12 protein-coding genes and 1 pseudogene are annotated in these 18,762 nt (G+C 38.7%); 6 read left to right on the top strand and 7 right to left on the bottom strand.

What is annotated here, in order from left to right; all coding sequences use genetic code 11:
- The 3 genes from rplN to ABYD77_RS11285 all read right to left on the bottom strand — a co-directional run.
- On the bottom strand, positions 1-291 hold a 291-nt coding region (gene rplN, locus ABYD77_RS11295; RefSeq protein ID WP_372769920.1), incomplete at its 3' end, for a 50S ribosomal protein L14.
- A gap of 319 nt (positions 292-610) precedes the next feature.
- Positions 611-2,548, bottom strand: coding sequence for an AsmA family protein (locus ABYD77_RS11290; protein ID WP_372769918.1), 1,938 nt, complete (start codon positions 2,546-2,548; stop codon positions 611-613).
- Positions 2,549-2,607: 59 nt separating this feature from the next.
- A complete protein-coding gene (locus ABYD77_RS11285; RefSeq protein ID WP_372769916.1) occupies positions 2,608-4,029 on the bottom strand; it encodes a PLP-dependent aminotransferase family protein in 1,422 nt (473 codons plus the stop codon).
- Between the two features lie 87 nt (positions 4,030-4,116).
- Here ABYD77_RS11285 and ABYD77_RS11280 point away from each other — a divergent pair, with 87 nt between their 5' ends.
- The 3 genes from ABYD77_RS11280 (at position 4,117) to ABYD77_RS11270 (ending at position 7,292) form a co-directional block, all read left to right on the top strand.
- A complete protein-coding gene (locus ABYD77_RS11280) occupies positions 4,117-5,154 on the top strand; it encodes a GNAT family N-acetyltransferase (RefSeq protein WP_372769914.1) in 1,038 nt (345 codons plus the stop codon).
- 105 nt (positions 5,155-5,259) lie between these two features.
- Positions 5,260-6,426, top strand: a complete 1,167-nt coding sequence (locus ABYD77_RS11275; protein ID WP_372769912.1) for a hypothetical protein — start codon at positions 5,260-5,262, stop codon at positions 6,424-6,426.
- Positions 6,427-6,617: 191 nt separating this feature from the next.
- Entirely contained in the window at positions 6,618-7,292 is a 675-nt protein-coding gene (locus ABYD77_RS11270) for a TorF family putative porin (protein WP_372769910.1), read from the top strand.
- A gap of 131 nt (positions 7,293-7,423) precedes the next feature.
- Here the strand turns inward: ABYD77_RS11270 and ABYD77_RS11265 are convergent.
- Positions 7,424-8,269: pseudogene (locus ABYD77_RS11265) on the bottom strand (aldo/keto reductase family oxidoreductase).
- Between the two features lie 304 nt (positions 8,270-8,573).
- Between ABYD77_RS11265 and ABYD77_RS11260 the strand changes: the two are divergent.
- Entirely contained in the window at positions 8,574-12,506 is a 3,933-nt protein-coding gene (locus tag ABYD77_RS11260) for a two-component regulator propeller domain-containing protein (RefSeq protein WP_372769908.1), read from the top strand.
- 140 nt (positions 12,507-12,646) lie between these two features.
- Positions 12,647-14,155, top strand: coding sequence for a CsgG/HfaB family protein (locus ABYD77_RS11255; RefSeq protein ID WP_372769907.1), 1,509 nt, complete (start codon positions 12,647-12,649; stop codon positions 14,153-14,155).
- 94 nt (positions 14,156-14,249) lie between these two features.
- Here the strand turns inward: ABYD77_RS11255 and ABYD77_RS11250 are convergent, their stop codons facing one another.
- On the bottom strand, positions 14,250-14,903 hold the full coding sequence (locus ABYD77_RS11250; RefSeq protein ID WP_372769905.1) for a fumarylacetoacetate hydrolase family protein: 654 nt from the start codon (positions 14,901-14,903) through the stop codon (positions 14,250-14,252).
- Positions 14,904-14,917: 14 nt separating this feature from the next.
- Complete coding sequence (locus ABYD77_RS11245) at positions 14,918-16,057, bottom strand: alpha/beta hydrolase-fold protein (RefSeq protein ID WP_372769903.1); 1,140 nt, start codon at positions 16,055-16,057, stop codon at positions 14,918-14,920.
- A 256-nt stretch (positions 16,058-16,313) separates the two neighbouring features.
- On the opposite strand from ABYD77_RS11245, the gene ABYD77_RS11240 reads away from it, so the two are divergent.
- Complete coding sequence (locus tag ABYD77_RS11240) at positions 16,314-18,455, top strand: hypothetical protein (RefSeq protein ID WP_372769901.1); 2,142 nt, start codon at positions 16,314-16,316, stop codon at positions 18,453-18,455.
- A gap of 58 nt (positions 18,456-18,513) precedes the next feature.
- Here ABYD77_RS11240 and ABYD77_RS11235 read toward each other — a convergent pair.
- On the bottom strand, positions 18,514-18,762 hold a 249-nt coding region (locus ABYD77_RS11235), incomplete at its 5' end, for a hypothetical protein (protein ID WP_372769899.1).

The following is an 18,762-nucleotide window of genomic DNA, read 5'->3' as shown; positions in this document are numbered from 1 at the left end:
ACGAGTACCAATTGGCTGTAGGTTATCATTTAAGATAACAGCCGCATTGCTATCGAAACGGATTAAAGAGCCGTCTGGACGACGAACGCCTTTTTTAGTACGCACAACTACTGCGTTTTTAACATCACCTTTCTTCACTTTACCGCGAGGAATTGCTTCTTTAACAGAAACTTTGATGATATCGCCAATCGCTGCGTAGCGACGGTGCGAACCGCCAAGGACTTTAATACACTGCACTTTGCGAGCGCCGCTGTTATCAGCAACGTCCAGCTGAGTTTGCATTTGGATCATTTTATATGCTCCGGTGTAGTTAAAATTTGCCGTAAATTCATACAAATTCACGACCTAAACGTTTATTTGTTCACCATTAAGCGTGTCATCGACAGCTCAAGGGCGGGCAATTGTACCAGCAAACATGGATAAGTGGTAGGTTATTTTTTAATTAATTTAATGCTTAAACCAATGATAAAAAAAGCCTTGCAATAACAAAGAGTTCAAAAAACATACAACACTTTCTCTGTTACTGGAATATGAAGTGGGGATAAAAGTTTCAATATCAAGAGGGGAGGCTTTGCAAACTAAAGTTATTTGCAAAGCCTTAATAAAGGGGTTAATTAAACAGGCTTTTCAACTTATCTTTAATTTTATCCTTTGCTTTATCTTTCGCCACATCGCCAATGTCAGGTTTTACCTGTACATCATGAAATGGCCCTTTTAATCGAATTGGAATTTTAAAACCGGTACTTTGATCTTGCGTGCCTTGCCCTTCGATTGAATCAACAACGCCTGTCACTAAACGATAGTTCAGCTTAGTAGCAGGGAGATCAATATCGCCATCACCAGTAACGCGAATTAACGGACTTTTAAGCGATAACTCATTTTGTTTACTAACACCATCAACAAATTGGAAGTTACCTGTAAGCGCTGAGAAGTCGGTTTTTTCTGCATTATCAAAACCTTTTTCTAATCCTTTTGCATCTAAGCCTCCACCATTGATGAGTTGCTCAGCACTGCGAACCATAGCTGCGATATTAGCACCTTTGACGGCACCATCTTTAAAACCAAAACCAATTGAGCCATGCAATGTATCAATAAACTCTTTTTGAGACTGACCTTGGGTGTTAAGCGCGAGTGTAAGCTCACCTTTACCCATTAACTTGTCAAAGCCAACGGCATCGGTAAGTAAAGGTTCTGCCTGAATACCTTCAAATGAAATTGAAGTATTCATTTTATATGGTGCACGTTTAGCAACCAATACAATCTGCCCTATTCCATCGCCTTCGTATGCTTTAAACTTGTCTAGGCCAAGCTGTGCCGTACCATTATTAAGTTTTAGTGATAACTTAGTTTCACCAAGTTTAATGTCTTTAAACTGAAAGCCTGTCGCCGCGATTTTGATATCAGCATTTACACTATTAAGCGCCGATAAATCGATTTCACTGTCATCCCATACGATAGGTTGCGGTTTGTTTGCTGCTTCAGTAGTTTGCTCTGTTGACTCTTCTTGCACATCAATTGACTCAGGTAAGTAAGGATTAATATTCAACATACCTAAATCAACATTAGCAGTAATCTTAGGGATATTTGTTAACGCTACCTTTGCCGTACCTTTAATAGATAGCTCGTCTAAACTGGCATCTAACTTAGATAAATTAAATTCTTGTTCGGCAAAACGCACTTCCGATGCAATTGAAAATTTATTAAATGCATTATCTTTCATAGTGAGTGTCTGATTTTGCCACTTAGCAAGTTCTTTTACCGAGTCACCTGCCATATTTAATGTGCCACTGAAGTCGCTCATCTGTTTTGCTACTAGCCCATCAAAGGTAAGTGCCACCAAACGTGAATCTAATGCGGTTTTCAATGTAAAATCTTGCCCTAAAAGAAGCTTTTCAGGTGTGTTAAGTGTGATATCTAATTCAAACTTCTCAGCCATGTAAGTAACTGCACCTTTAACTGCCAGATCTTTTTTAAGCGATGGTAATTGAATAGCTAAATCTAAATCTGTTACTTTATGCGATGTATTATTTTGATGATCGATAAATGCAAAGCTACCGCCATAAATTGCGACTTCACCTAATTGAATATCAAGTCCTTCAGGCAACCCTTGCGAAGTACCTTGCTGAGAAGGCACTGAGTTTTTATCTTGAGCACCGGTAGTCTTAACCAGTTGCCAATTCACATCTCCATTTGACATTTTCTCTAGTAAAATCTTTGGGTTTCTAATAACAAACTTTTCCAGTTTGATATCACCTGTAAGCACTGAAAGATAGGGAATATGAATGGCAAGTTGGTCCATTGATGCCATATTTGGCTGCGAGCCCTGTTTAAAATTTGAGAATGCAACATCATTAAGTTCAAGCTTTAATTGCGGGAATACAGAGAGGCTTTTCTCACCTTTAATCTCAAGAGTACGCCCTGTTGTTTGTTCAACAGAGAGCCTTACTTGTTGAAAGATATAATCAACAGGGATAATAAACGGCAATGCCACTATTAATGCAACAATACCCAGTAATAGAAATCCAATAACCTTTGTATACGTTTTCATTGTTTGTCCCTTTGTTTTCATCTAAGGCTACTATAGCTAAGACCCAGTAAACTTAAAACCTAGCCTGCTAAAAATAATAAAGTTTCTTCAACCAGCACCTTTAACCCTTCAACCATTCTTGGCTCCCACGGCAACGCGAAGGTAATACGAAAATAGTTTTCAAATTCATCATTGGCTAAAAACATTTTTCCAGGGGCTATCGCAACATTGCGCTTGATTAAACGTTGAAATAGGAATTCAGAACTTTTTCCACAAGGTAGTTTTAACCAAATACAAGGCCCTCCTTTTACAACCGCTACACTCAAATAGGGATAAAGCGGTTTTAACAAAGCATTTGTTAAACAGTATTGCAGCCACATTTGTTTACGCAGTCTTGCTAAGAGTTTGCGATATTCCAATGACGTGATCATTTCAATTAACATCATTTGAGTTACCATATCCGGTTTTTCGACGGTTATATGTTTGGTAAAAGCACACATATCGACACATTGATGACACACCATGTAACCGAGTGAAAAGCTAAAACTTACGGTATCAGAAAAGTCACCAATACTAATTGCGGGTGTTTTATGATGACTTTGTAATAGGTGCAAAATCGATTTTGGACGCTGCCCAGAAAAATACAGCTCGCCCCTATCGTACTCGATTAAAATTACATTGCGCGATTGCGCCCAAATTATTAACGATTGTTTATTTTCATCACTCAGTAATCGACCAGTTGGGTCATTAAAGTTTGGATTAAAAATATAAGCGCTGAATGGCTCTGAGAGAAACGCCTCATCGAGCATTGCTATCTCTTTTGTATATTCTGCCTGCATTGGTACAGCTACGGTTTCGATTTGCAACTGTTGCAAATTGGCATTAATAAAAAATGAGCAAGGCGCTTCAATTGCAACCTTTTTATTTAGTAAGCCTAGTGAAACCAGTGCTAGATTTAGTGCATCGCTGCGCCCATGCGTGATTAAAATATTTTCGCTAAATTGTAACTCAGGGCTAAATTCTAAATGCTTCGCCAGAGCATAACGTAGTTCTGGTAACCCCAACTCAAAATTGTCCTGCTGCAACCGAAAAGGTCTTTTTGAAAATGCTTTTCGATAAAATTTATTAAGAGTCGCTTCATTATCCAGCACCGTTGAGGGACCTGTACACGACAAAGGTAAAATAGACTCATCATTGAATGAATATTGAACCGACTCAGCAAGCGATAGTGCATTTAAGTCACGTTTATTAATCACCTTGTCACCGAAACCAAACAGTAAATCACTATTTTGTTTTGTAACGAAATAGCCCGATTTTGCTTTCGCTGTTACTAATCCAGCCAATTCTAATTCAGTTAACACCTTGGTCGCGGTAGTAATCGACACATTATGTTGTTTGCTCAAAACTCTTACAGATGGCAACTTGTCTCCACTAACGTACTCACCCGAAGAAATAAGCTGATGGTAATAATCTGTCAGTTGGCGATATTTAAAATGTGGCATCTGTACCCTAATAAAATTCAGAAACTGTATCTGTTATGCATTTTTTACAAAAACTAAGATTTATAACAATACAGAACAGGAATGAAAATGAACATATTAATCGAAACACCACGACTACTGATGCGGCAATTCACAATCGAAGATGCTGAGCAAGTATTCAAATTTAGCAGTAATGAAGAAGTCACTCTTTATACAGGAGACGCAGGCTGCGTAAACACCCTAAGTGATGCCGAAAATATTATTCGCAATATTTGGCTAAAAGAATATAGCGAAGTTGGTTATGCACGCTTTGCCTTGATCCTAAAAGAAAACAACCAAGTTATTGGATTTTGTGGCTTAAAATATGAGCATGAGTTGACTGCACCTGATATTGGCTATCGTATGCTGCCAGAATATTGGGGCAAAGGGTTGGGCATGGAAGCAAGTCACGCAGCACTTGAGTATGCATTTAACCAGCTTGGCCTTTCTTATATTGTTGGTGAGGTTGATGTTGCTAATACCGCTTCACATAAAATACTGACAAATCTTGGTCTTGTAGAGCAGAAACGCTATAAGAAGTGGGGGCATCACCTTATTCAACTAAGTATTGATAACTTCCCTGAAATCAAAACCGACAAGTTCACCTTAGTTCAACAAACAAAAGCGCAAGCCGAAGCTGTTTACCAGCTTTTTTCCAACTCAGAAGTGTGCGAATTTTACGATTTACCAATAATGAGCAGCTTAGCAGAAGCAAAAACATTTATTGATCAAGATGAACTAATACGCAGACAAGGTAACGGGCATCGCTGGCTAATAAAGTGCAACACGCGCCAGCAAATTGTTGGTAGCTGCGGTTACAAATATGATTTCATCACGCGTACAGCGAAAATTAGCATCGAGATCCACCCCGATTACTGGCAACAAGGTTTCGCATCGAATGCCATTACAAACATGACAAAATGGATGTTTTCCCATATTGCCTCATTAAATCGAATTGAAGCTGAGGTATTACCAGAAAACACGGCGTCAACTAAACTTTTTACTAAACTAGGTTTTCATTTAGATGGTGTGATGCGTGAAAAAGGCGTTTGGAAAAATAAAACTCATGACCTTCAAGTTTTTAGTTTACTCAGGTGTGAAATTTAAGAAGTCAATATTGCATCAAAATTAGATCTCAGTATGATCCACAGCCCGCTCAGCGTAACGCTTTGCAGGACATTGTTAATATTATATTGGGGTCACTTACTAATTATGAAAAAATTGCTTACGTCGCCATCGAAAATGCCACTTTCAGAAGTTGAAGCTGGTATCTATCAAAACATTTTGAAATTGATCCCTGAGGTCAGCCTTAACTTAATGGCGGTAAAAGTAAGTAACCATCCTGAAGATTTTGCTGGTTGGTGTTATGAGTTAATTGATGTAGTAAGCAAACGTATTAATTTTGATCTACTTGAACCAAACCAGCTGCCAATTTTAAAGAAAATCCAGCAACAACTCGAAGCTGGTATTAGTATTAGCCAAATAAAAACGCTACGTATTGCACCATGGCCTGTGGTGTTTGATTCAATTCAGCAAAATAAAGAGCGTATCGTACTTGATGAACAAATCGCACTGCTTAAGCATATCGACAGTATTCGTGAAATCTCTCTGGTTGATATGATTGAAGAAGACAAGCTAGCGTTTGCAGGTAAACACACCGCAAAACATGATCCAAGCGTCTATCAATTTGATGTTGAATGGTTTGCGTCAACCAAAACAGCAAAAGCACTGCATAATGTGATGACCACCAGCTGTACAGACTTAAATGAAGCGCTTAATCATATTCCACTTGAAGGTGAGATCACGTTAGAAAACTACCTAGACTTTGTGCGCGGTTACATCACTGCATTTGCAGCAGTAGATAATGAAAAAGCCACACTTGCGCCAGCCACACGTTTGCTGGCTATGCGTCGACCTGATTTTTTCACACCTGTGACCGCTACAAGCCTTGATATTTTATGCCAAGCATTTGGTCTTGTAAGATTAAATAACCAAGATTTTGACCGTTACTGGCGCGACATTGTTATGGCAATTCATAAACAACCTTGGTTTATTGCTGCAACACCAGAAGCTGAAGAAGAGCAACTTCTTTGGCAATACAAGGCATTAGTACCATGTTGGTTTGCTTATTATGGTGATGAAGCTAAAGAAAACTCAAACTTTTACAAAGCTCTTCATAAACCCAAACGCGCAAGCTCGGAGAAATCAATCGGTCGCAAACGTGGTAAAGAATCGGCGGAAGCATTAGTTGACCGTGCGTTAGCAGCAGAAGATATGCCACAACATATTAAAAACATGCGAGATTCAATTGTAAAAGAAGTTGCAGCTGGTCGTGGCGTTGATGAAACCATCGCACTGATGCGAACCATTTTCGGTTAATCGCAAAACAAGGTGCGCAGTTTTTGTGCACCTTGTAATTTTATCGCACCGTGTTAGTGCATTTTTTTCACATCTTTATCTTGCTAAATTCATAATTTCCTACTAGTACTTTGATATTCTTAAACTTTTCAGTTTAGGCACAAACTTTGTTAATGGATAGTTAACTCAGCGCTACAATTTTAGGAAATATTATGAAAAAACAATTACTCACAACTCTCATAGCTACGAGTATCGCCCTTTTCTCAGCAACAAGTTATGCAGAAGTTACAGCAAATGCAGCAGTATCCTCAAACTACTTATGGCGTGGTGTTACGCAAACCAGCGATAACGCACAAGTATCTGGTGGTATTGATTACAGCCATGAATCTGGGTTTTATGCGGGTACGTGGGCATCAAATGTTGATTTTGGTGGAGATAAACCAGGTTACGAACTCGATTTTTACGCAGGTTTTACTGGCGAAATAGGGGAATTTGGTTACGATGTTGGTTATGTATATTACGCATACCCAGATGCAGTGGACTCAATCGACTTTGGCGAGCTTTATGGCGCCCTAAGCTGGAATTGGCTGGAAGGTAAAGTGAGCTATATGAGTAATGCACAATCAAGTGCAAGCTCAGAAGAAGATTTGCTCTATGTTGAACTAAATGCCACTTTTGAAATATTGAAAGAAACCGAATTAACACTCCATATCGGTAACTCAATGGGCGACACAGTTACTGAATGGTTTGGTGAAGATGACAGCTACATTGACTACGGTGTAAGCATTACCAAAGGCGGCTTCACTTTCGGTGTTGCACAAACAGATTTAGATGCAGATGACGACCTAAAAGTATACGTTGGCTTTGCTATGGACTTTGAACTCTAGTAATCAACATTACTGCTTGAAACTAAAATTACCCCAATTTGCTACAACTAAGGGTGCCTGACAGCACCTTTATTTCGTTAGCTAAAAGTATGCTGTCTAAAAATAATCAGCACGCCATATCCAAACTCAGGCTATGGCACACTGTGCCCTGTTGATGCTTGCCAAACGCGATGCCATTGATCACGACTCAAGCGCACTTTGCTTGCCGCAACTGCCGATTGAATACGTGCAAATTTTCCGGTTCCTAAAATCACACTCGGTTGACATGTAACGTAAGCAACCACGCATAAGCAGCTTGGTCGATACTGTCTAACCAAGTTTCTTCGGCAGCACTTTGTAATGCAGTTCGCACTCGTTGTGCTTGTTCAGTTTAAGCAAATAATCCGCCACCAGCAAGAGGCGACCATAGCATTGATGATATTTGATGCTGTTGGAATAAGTTAAATGTACCATCTTCAAGCGCACCCATTTTTAACGGTGACATCTCAATTTGATTGGTTACTAATTTAAAGTCAAAACGTGATTGCAAAAGTTCAAACTGTGTAACGCCAAAGTGTAGCACTTTTCCTTCTTTTTTCAGTCCACTAAAAACTTTGGCCACTTCATCTACATTCATCAAATAATCAGGGCGATGGATCAGCAGCAAATCAAGTCGATCAGTTTTAAAATTAGGTAACGATTGCTCAGTTGTTGCAATAATATTTGCTTTGCTTGAATCATAGAGCGCAGTTTTGCCTGTAAAGCCATTTTCTTGCCACACAGGTTTAATACTGCACTTTGTGATAATTTGTAATTGCTCACGCAACCCAGGTGTTAGTGCCTCTCCAAATAATTTTTCACTGATACCGACCATAAATATCAGCGTGGTCGACGGTATTTATACCGAGTTCCAATAACTGCTCTATAAACTGTATTAACGCTTGCCCGTGTTGCTGCCACTCGTCTAAGCGACAAATGGTGGTAATGTAAAGTCTTATATAGCGCCCCTAATTATTATTTCGCATAAAATAGCAAACCATCTTTCACTCACATTTATACTTACAACGTCTATAGAATATACGATTCAGAAAAAATCAGGTTTATCGCTGTCTTTTACCATTAAAATTAGCGAATAGCTTGCTTATCTTGTTGTTGCAGACAAATAAACACCAGCTTTGTTTAGTGCCGTCTTGCCTCTATTAGCACCAGCGCACAACTAGTGGGCCACAACAATGAAGTACATATTTCCCAATAAGTTAGTTATACTTCTTCGGCTGGATGATTAATGAACAAGGAAGTATCATGATATTGCACCGCTATTGTTTTTGCCTTTTAGTTTTATTTTCGGTGCTATTACATGCTGCTCCACTCGATACCTTCTCCCATTACACTAATCAACATGGATTGCCACAAAACAGTGTTAATTGTATGGTGGAAGATAAGCATGGCTTTTTATGGCTGGGCACTCAAGGTGGATTATCGCGCTTTGATGGCTATGAGTTTGTAAATTATTATCGCCAAACACCCTATCATAACTTGCCTGCTAACTGGATATCTCACTGCATTAAAGATCAGCAAAGCGAGCTCTGGTTTACAACCACAACCGATGGGGTTGCTCTCTATAATGATAAAACCGATTCATTTACGGCGTTCAATACTAAACTCCAAACTGATTGGCCAGACGACAAAATATGGAGCGCGTCTGTTGTCCAAACTAACTTGATTTTATTTGGCAGTGAAAGTGGTTACTTAATACTACTAGATATCAACACCAAGCAATTTCAAAAGATTCAGCTTAATAAAAGTGCTGCAATTAAAGACATCTATGTGCACAATGACACAGCTTGGTTAGCAACAACCCAAGGCATTGCATCCTATACATTTGCGACAGACGAGCTAAACTATCACCCAGCTCTAAACGCTAAATTAACGAATCATAATCTAACCGCGATCACGGTCACAAAAAACACGCTATGGCTTGGTTCTCGTAAAGGGTTACAGCAAGTTCCAATAAGCCAACGAAAGGAGAAGCTAGAAACGGAACTTATTGATGTGCTTTCTTCCGTATGGGTCTACCGGTTTTATCAAACCAATAAACGTTTTTTTGTATTAACTTATGGTAAAGGGGCATTTGAAGTTGACCAATTTGGCAAACTGATTAAGCAGTTCCAGCATTTTGATAAAGCAACTGGCAGCTTACAATCCAACTACCTTCTTTCTGCCTATTTTGATACAAACAAAAATTTATATTTTGGCACTGACGGCAAAGGTGTATCAATCAAAAGTGAGCTGAGTAATGCATTTTCCCACCATAAAAAGCTTTCTGACACAAATGACTTATCACACAACTTCACTCGTGCCATTACAACTATAAATAGTGATCTTTGGGTCGCTACCCGCAACGGATTAAATAGATCAACCGATAATGGTAAAACTTTTATCAGCTATCTGCATAAAAGTGGCGACAATAATAGTTTGCCAAATAATAATGTCTTCGCACTGCTAAATCACAACGATGTGCTTTGGGCTGGAACTTATGGTGGCGGGCTAACTAAGTTTGATCGCGATAAAAATCAGTTTATTTCGTATACCGAGCAAGATGGCTTGAGCTCTAATTATGTCTACACCCTCACTCATCATACAGACTCTCGTTTTATTTGGTTAGGAGGCAATAACGGCGTTAACCTGTTCGATGTTACTAGCAATCAAGTGATACAAAAATTTAATACCGAAACTGAGTTTGGCAAGCTTAGTAACAATACTATTTTTGATTTAGTGCACACTAAAGATCACCTTTGGGTAGCAACGCGCAACGGACTAAATGAAGTTAACTTACTGACAGGTGAAGTCAACGTCATCAATAAAGACACCAACCCATTGTATGGCATTACCGGCAACTGGATCACTGCTCTACATCAAGATAACCAAAGCAATTTATGGGTAGGTACACTTGACGGTCTCAATCAAATAACACCACAAGGCGATATCTCTCACTATGATTTAAGCCAAGGATTATCGAACAATAACGTATTTGCCATTCAAGAAATAGACAATGAACTTTGGATAAGTACCAATAAAGGAATTAATGTACTCAATTTAGAGCAGTTAGCATTTCGAAGCTATGCTAAATCACATGGCTTGCAGGATAATGCTTTTTTACTTGGTTCAAGCCATAAGGCACAGCAAAAGTTGTATTTTGGTGGCGTGAATGGCTTTAATATAATTAATCCAAGACTTGTTCAAAGCACAGAGTTGTTAAAACCAGTTGTTTTGACACATCTTAAAGTTGCAAACGAAACCGCTAAACTCAGTAGTGGATCCTCCCTAATTACTCAGGCACTCCCTTACATGCCAAAACTCAATTTGTCCCATGAACAAGATGCGATTGAATTTGGTTTTAGTGCTTTACACATAGGTATAGCTAATCACTTAGAATACGCCTACCAACTTGCAGGTTTCGATAATGAATGGCAAAAAACATCTCATTCAAAACGCTACGCTAATTACACTAACCTGCCCTCAGGTCAGTATACCTTTCAACTTAAGTACCGTACTCGAAATGGTAATTGGAGTGATGTATACCAAGTAGCTTCAGTGAAATTAAATCCGGCGCCATGGCTAACTTGGTGGGCATTCCTTATTTATGCGAGCTTAGTTGCATTAATTACTTTGCGTTTTATGACACTAAAGATTAATCAAACTAGAGCCGAGCAAAAAAGAATAGCCGCTGAAGATCTTGCCTGTGCAAAAGAACAGATGCTTGCGACGATTTCTCATGAGTTTAAAACGCCACTTACTTTGATTGTTGCACCGCTACAAGAGCTTAAAAACAGCCCGCTGACAGCGAACCAAAAACAGCTAACAACGCTTGCATCCCAACAAGCTGAACAACTATCGCAACTCGTTGACCAAGCGGTCAATGTCAGCGAATTTAATCACTACAGTGAATTACCTAAATCGGCTCAAAATCTATCGCATCAGCTAACAACCACATTACATGCCTTCGCGAATGAAATAGCGAAAAAAGATATTCAAGTAAAAATGAATATTACCCCAGATATTACATTATTGCTGGCAAAAACTACCGCAGCTTCGCTTATAAGCAATGTACTTTCAAATGCGATTAAATACTGTGATAAACAAGGGCACATCAATGTAGTACTCAATAGGAACAAGGACAACATACTTTTACAGGTAAGTAACTCAACACAATCGATAGACCAACAACAGTTGGCGCTTGCGACAGAAAAATTTACCCGTTTCAATGAGTCAGAGTCTGGTACCGGATTAGGATTATTTTTAGTAAATCGAATTGTGTCACATCATCAGGGCGATATTTCACTTCACTGTGAAAATGATGTTTTTACAATTTCAATCACACTGCCAGCGAGCATCGAACTTGAGACTATACCGGCTTTTATCAGCGATATAGAAAAACCAGGTACGCAACAAGCTAACATCGATGCGCGAATCCTGATAGTAGAAGATAATGTTTCATTAAATAATTACCTTGCATCGGCTCTGGGCGAGTTTTTTCAAATCGACACAGCACTAAACGGATTGGAGGCAATACAAAAAATAGAAGCTAAGAAGCCAGATCTGATATTGAGTGATTTAACTATGCCACTGAGCGGCGGATTAAATCTATTAAAGCAAATAAGAGAAACTGACGAGTGGGATTATATTCCATTTGTACTAATGACGGCGTCTGACACTAACCAAACCAAGAAACAAGCGTTCGAACACCTGGTAGATGATTTTATAGCCAAGCCATTCACAATTGATATTTTACATACGCGACTTGATAACCTTATTAAATTACGTCGAAACTTAGCGAAACAAACTAAGTTGTCGTTTGAACATTCGACCGCTGCGCAAGCTAGCAATGAGAATCATGATCCATGGTTAACATCGTTACATAACGCCATTACAAAATTTGCACTTAATGACGGTTTTAACTCAGAGCAATTAGCAGACAAGCTTTCAATGAGTTCCCGTAACCTTCAAATTAAAACCAAAAAATACTGCGCCATGAGCCCTAACGAGTTAATACGTAGTTACCGCATACAAACAGCCAAAAACTTACTAGAAACCACTTCAATGGAGCTGTCAGATATTGCATCTCAGGTTGGATTTGGCTCGGCAAGTTATTTTTCCAAATGCTTTAAAGATGAGTCTAACATGTCCCCAAGAAAATACAGAAAGTCATTAAATAACAATAAAGTAAATCGATAAGTAAAATTATTTATAGCGTATTTCGCATTTTTTAAACTTCTTTTCGCATCTGTGATATTCGCTTTTCCTAAACTGCTTTAGCGTATTTGCTCGAGGTATTAAGACCTTAATTGTAACGTTAAATGATAAAGGGAAAAGGTATGTCATTTAGAAATAAAAAACTAACAGCGACTGTTGTATTGGGTTTAGTAATAAGTGGTTTGGCTGGTTGTCAGTCTACTTCGCAAGAGTCAAAAAAAGAACCAAACATCAATGAAGTGCAAGCACAAGATTACAATGGCCCGAAAGCACGAATTGCCGTTGCCCGCTTCACCGATAAATCAAACGACTCTCACTGGTGGAGAAAAGAAATCGGTGACGGTATGGCGGATCAACTTACTACCGCACTTGTAAAAACAAATCGTTTTATTGTGTTAGAACGACAAGCGCTTGATGCTGTTTTGTCAGAGCAAGACTTGGCTGTATCAGGCAGAGTGAGCAGTCACACTGCAGCAGCCTATGGTGAAATTGAAGGTGCAGAAATCGTAGTTGTCGCTGCGGTCACTGAGTTTGATTACAAAAACAAAGGTGTGAAAACACGTTCAAGTGGTTTTATGGGCGATATGATCAGTTCCGTCAGTGCAGGCCTTTCTGGCTCACATATGGCAATTGATTTACGCATAATCGATACGCGTACATCGCGTATATTAGCTGCAACCACAGTTGAGGGTGGCACCAAAGATTTTGACTTTGGCGCAGCTGCAACTAATTTTGGCAGCTCAATGGTAGGAGGTGGACTTCAGGGCTGGGCAAATACTCCTCAAGAAAAAGCGCTACGTGAAGTCATAGTCAAAGCTGTTGCTTTCTTAGAAGATAGAGTTCCAAACACTTACTATCGCTATAATGCGAACAATACGCTCGTTGCAGGGGCTACACCGCCACCAGCGCCAAAACCACAAATCTCTTCAACGGTTGCCAAAACCGAGACGCAACCTGCTCGAATCGCACTGAGCGTACCTAGTGGTCGCATGACGAACCCTGAAAAAATGGACTTAACTAATGCTCGTGGCCAACTTAACTGTTTAGGTTACCTTCGCGGTGAAAAGTATGAAGATCAAGATGTATATGATGTGACATGGGATCAAGAAACAGTTTATGCCATTGCTGAGTTTCAAACAGACAATGGCCTGTCGGTAAATGGCCGCACTGATAAGAAAACACTGAACAAGATGGCCGAACATAACTGTATGGCAAAACAGGTTGAATCAAGCTTTGGTGCCATTGCAAACTGGCTAGGCGCAGAAGCAAAACCAGTAACGCAAAACTACCAAAAAGAGGACGTGCGCGTTCATAAGCCAACAAAACAAGGGCGTGATTCAGGTGCTGTTTACGTAACACATGACAGTAACGAAACTGGGCTAACAGAAATCTATGTTGTATCAAAACACAAAGATTCAGGTGGTGAGCTAAAACGAGCTAATGGTTATCTGTACGAAATGACTGGTAATGCGCTGGCAACTAAAGGCGAGTTTATTCAAAACAGGAAAACCGAAATCATCAATAGCGGCAAGCATTACATCAAGTTCGCATTCAACGACAAATTCTTCGCGACAGGCGAAGTAGAACTTAAAAAAGGCGTCAAAAATGTTGTCACCCTTGAGTTAGAGTAAGTCAACAAGTGCATGGACGAATAAAGACTAAACCCGAACCATATCTGCCACGGATGGCGGATATCGTTCTTTTTGTGTTGGCATGGCAAACGTACTAGTCTACTGTAAACTCAGCTAAGCACTCGCTGTTTAATGATAAAGCCAATCTATCGCCAGCATTTAAACGTCCAACACCTTGTGGCGTGCCAGTGAGCACTAGATCACCAGGTTGCAATGAAAAATACTGTACAATTTCAGCAAGCAGCTGTTCAATTTTAAATATCATCAAATGGGTATCACCAGATTGGCGAAGCTCATCATTTATCGAAAGCGAAAATTCACTATGTGTTAAATCACCCTCTGTTAGCGGTAAAAAGCGCGACACCAAACAGCTTTGATCGTAAGCTTTTGCGCGCTCCCACGGATGCCCTTTGGCTTTAAGTTTTGCTTGCTCATCTCTAAGTGTTAAATCAAGCCCTACACCTAAACCAGCGATACAAGACTTATAGTCTTCAATATTGCCCTTATTGAGCGGCTTACCAATTAATAACATCAGCTCCGCTTCATAATGGTGTTCACCTAAGCTATGGTCTAACACCACTTCTCCTTCTGCATTTACAATACTGCTCGCAGGTTTTAAAAAGAGTAACGGCTCTGTAGGTACGTCATTACCGAGTTCTTCTGCATGGGCAACATAATTTCGCCCCACACACACTGCTTTGCCAATAGGGAGCTCGATAGCCTCACCGTTATTCCATAAATACGTCATTTATAATTACCTTTTTATAGTGCTTGCTGCTGTGCCTTAAGTTCAGCCAAATAACTTGCCTGTCGCTTTTTATGCCAAGTGAGCATATTAGCCGCTAGGCTCACTGCCTTTTCTTGTAACTCGATGGCTTTTACCAATTTATGACTTTGCGCATAAGCCTTGGCTAAGTGGTGATAAGCGTAAGCATCTTGCGGATAAAGCGCTAACGCCTGGTTAAATACCTTTATCGCTTGCTCAGGCGACGTTTCCAACAAGTGAAACCCCAGCGCATTAATTGAAGATTTAGGTGATACTTCAAAGCCAAACTTTTCAGTTGATAGACGCTTATAATGCGCAACAATCGCATCCACACCTTGCCTTGCTATTTTTGACTCAGGTGCCAAGCCGTTATGAACCTCATCAAAGATCTGCTCTATGCCATATGCAGTAGATAACACCGGCAGCGACATAAAATAATGCTCAGCAAAGTTTTGATATTGCCATTGTAATGATACGGGTGCGTTTGCACTAATTTCTTCTTTTAATTGTGAATATCGCTTCTGTTGATGATCTTCTTTTATTGTTTCGCCATGGGTAAACAGTAAATAACGCGGTTTATCATTTAGCTTGGCTAATTTCTTACCATAGTCCTTTAAAATATTGACTCGCTCTGGCGTGAGTTCAGGACTAATCACAATATGTGCATTAAACAAGTTTGGTTTATTCACTAAGCTTGAAAGCACAATCGAACCATTCACTCGAAAGCCACTAAAAATGCGAAATCCATTAGTACGGTATTGTTTATCAATTTCTGGCACCAATTGGGTTTCAAAAAAATCGAGTAAAGGCGTTGTTTTACCTGTTGCATCAAATAGTCGTGCTACCGGGTTACCATATGCAGGGGTAACAATAATGCTTTCTAACCATGGCCATTCACCATTATGGCTCATCCAATCATGCATACCAGTTACGTAACTTTTGGCATTAGGATGAAAGTCAAACATCAGCACGTAGCGTTTGTTTTGTTTTTGCGAATAGCTTTTTGGCAACTGCACATTAAATTCCAGTGGCTGCTCAAACCGCTGATCATCAATTTTAAGAACAACTTGCTCTGCTTTAACTAACGTACTTAGCGATGCCAGACCAAGCATCAGATAACATATTAAAAAGCGCATAATTTCCCTTTATATTCAAAGTCGAAGTTAATCCAAACTACGGGATAACTTCACCTAAGTAAACTGATTTTGAATTTCTAAAACACTTAATACTTTTGAACAATAATAACTTACTTGAGCTAGAATTAGCTGGAGCAATAGTGATACTAAAATATTAATTTTATCTATAAAAACAATAATCTGATTACACTTTATTGGTATCAAATTTTAATTGAAGATGATTTAATGACCAAATGTTTATTCAAAGGATTTGATCATGATAAACCGCATATTTATGCTGTCTCTTAGTATTCTAATGTTAGCTGCATGTGGCAGCTCAGAGCCAAAAAAATCAGAACCTGTTAATCAAGCCCCCACTGTAAGCATTACTAACGTTGTTGAGGTGATTAACTTAAAAACCGTTGAATTTTCAGCTTCCGTCAATGATGCTGATAATAACCTCGCATCCACTGAATTTTCTCTTTCAAGTAACGGCGAGGTTTTAGTTACTAGCAATACCACAAACTTTACTTACCAATTTCCGTATTCTGAGATGGAAATAACTTATCAGCTTAGCATTACCGCTACAGATAGTGGCGGTCTCTCTGCTAATTCTGTGCAAGAGTTTACAGTTCCGGCTAGTAACATAAACATTAAAGCTTATGAACCTGTTATGAGTTTACAAGAAGCTAATTTTGAAATTGAATTGAGCAATATTGATACAAGTCAACTAGAAACATATCTGACACTACAATACCTTAACGACGATATAGCCAGTCATAACTCTAACTTAGCCTACAAATTTCCAATACATACTGAAAAAACACCATATAAACTAAAACTAGAGGTGTACAATGCTGGTCAAAAAATTATTGAAAATATTAACTCATTTGGGATAGAGCCAATCTCGGTATCATTTGAACTACCGTTTAATAGCATTTCAATGCGTTACATTGATGTCATTACTAAAATAGAAAATATCGCTGAAAACAATCTGCCATCAAATCTCACACTATCAAACCCTGAATATCAAATTGAAACATTAGCTTCAAATCACATACGTTTTTTTGCTCATAAAAAATACACAGCTGATAATGGAAAAGAGAACAAGCCGCAAGGTGATGGGTATTCTGAAGAAATTTCAGCTATTTTTACGTTTAACAACGAAGAATACACTTTTGATTTCTCTATTCAGCCTTTTCAGAGTGCACCTATTTGGCCAATAAGACAATCTGCCACTAATTTACAGCACTTAAATACAAACAAGTCTTCAATTGACGTAGACAAATGCCTAAAAGGCGATGAACACAATATTAAGTTATTCAAACACGACTTTAATGATGATGGTATTGATGATTTTTACTGTGTGGATGAATCTGGTTCTGACTACGTTCTTTATTTTTATTTATCACTGGGAGCAGATTCTTATTTTGAGCAAATAGTTTCGACAAACCTTTATCGAAACTATGCAAACTATCTATTAGCTAATCACAATGATAAGCCATATTTTCTTGCTGTTGACAGCCAACGCAACATCATGCTTTTTGAATATAATGATACTAACCAAAACGTTGAGCTAAAGAACAAGTTTCCCAGTGAGAGTGAACTGGGCCATAGCAAAGGTTTTTATTTTTCTGCTACAAATAGCGGCTTTTTATTAGGTTTGACATACCCTGAAAATGACTATGATGATTTATACGGTTACGCAGATTACACAATCTCAATATCTGATTTCACATATTTTGAAAACGACCTTATAGAAAATAAAAATATCATTCTTGAAAAAGTCGATTTTTCAAACTTTATTGAGCTCGCATACGATGATGTTAACGAGGATGGAATAAGCGAATTAGTATTTCACTTTTCAGATAAAGAGCTTGATGTAAAACCGAGTGAACGCCTAATAGTGATTAATAATGATTTCTCAAAAAGTATCAACTTTGGTGAATTCCACACCATTTCGAGACAGAATATCGACGAAGATCCCTACCGAGAAATTATTGCTGAAGAGTTTGTTATTGTTGGTAGCAAACCGCTTGATTCATACAAACATTGGAAATTAACTGGCAAAAGTCATTTAACATTAAATGAACTTGGCGAAAAACAAGTGAACAAACTTGAAGACTTCTTAAATAATGACCTCTTCTTTTATTTCTACAGTATTGACTACCCAATAGATCCAAACAGCGACCTTGCATTGTTAATCTATCAATCTTACAGCAACGAAACAAACTCTCCACCTTACACAACGTTAAATAAGCATGTACTTATTAAAAACGAACAAATACCTATTGATTTAAAAGATAGGGATGCTGATGGTGACTTAGATTTAGTCATTGATAATAGTACATGGATTGAGAACCCTAATGGTTACCCTATACAAGCCATTATTGATAACTATCAACAATCACAAAAATAAAAAAGAAAGCCGCTAAGTGATATTCACAAAGCGGCTTTTTTATTCGTACTTTTTTCAATTACAACTTCTTAATATTATCCCCACTATCGCGGTCAATGAGCTTCACAAATGGGTCAACACCTGCGAACTTTGGTAACTCTTTTACTTTCAGTTCGATAATGTTTTCACCCGATTTGATATTGTGCTTTTGTAAGTAAAGTACGATGTTGTCAGCTGATAAATCCTCAGGGTCAGCGCTAAATAAACCAATATCTACTTTATCACTAAACTCTACTTCGGTTTCTTTACCTTTGCTGTCAGCGCGGTT

The sequence above is a fragment of the Pseudoalteromonas sp. genome (genome assembly GCF_041629635.1).
In the GTDB taxonomy this organism is placed as follows: Bacteria; Pseudomonadota; Gammaproteobacteria; order Enterobacterales; family Alteromonadaceae; genus Pseudoalteromonas.
Note: the sequence above shows the minus strand (reverse complement) of the source record. Positions and strands in the feature narration are given on the sequence as shown.

What these genes read in the sequence shown, in the direction of transcription:
- ABYD77_RS11280 (WP_372769914.1), top strand. Translation starts at nt 4,117, where the DNA reads ATGAACATATTAATCGAAACACCACGACTACTGATGCGGCAATTCACA.
- ABYD77_RS11240 (WP_372769901.1), top strand. Translation starts at nt 16,314, where the DNA reads ATGATAAACCGCATATTTATGCTGTCTCTTAGTATTCTAATGTTAGCT.
- ABYD77_RS11275 (WP_372769912.1), top strand. Translation starts at nt 5,260, where the DNA reads ATGAAAAAATTGCTTACGTCGCCATCGAAAATGCCACTTTCAGAAGTT.
- ABYD77_RS11255 (WP_372769907.1), top strand. Translation starts at nt 12,647, where the DNA reads ATGTCATTTAGAAATAAAAAACTAACAGCGACTGTTGTATTGGGTTTA.
- ABYD77_RS11285 (WP_372769916.1), bottom strand. Translation starts at nt 4,029, where the DNA reads ATGCCACATTTTAAATATCGCCAACTGACAGATTATTACCATCAGCTT.
- ABYD77_RS11270 (WP_372769910.1), top strand. Translation starts at nt 6,618, where the DNA reads ATGAAAAAACAATTACTCACAACTCTCATAGCTACGAGTATCGCCCTT.
- ABYD77_RS11260 (WP_372769908.1), top strand. Translation starts at nt 8,574, where the DNA reads ATGATATTGCACCGCTATTGTTTTTGCCTTTTAGTTTTATTTTCGGTG.
- ABYD77_RS11245 (WP_372769903.1), bottom strand. Translation starts at nt 16,057, where the DNA reads ATGCGCTTTTTAATATGTTATCTGATGCTTGGTCTGGCATCGCTAAGT.
- ABYD77_RS11290 (WP_372769918.1), bottom strand. Translation starts at nt 2,548, where the DNA reads ATGAAAACGTATACAAAGGTTATTGGATTTCTATTACTGGGTATTGTT.
- ABYD77_RS11250 (WP_372769905.1), bottom strand. Translation starts at nt 14,903, where the DNA reads ATGACGTATTTATGGAATAACGGTGAGGCTATCGAGCTCCCTATTGGC.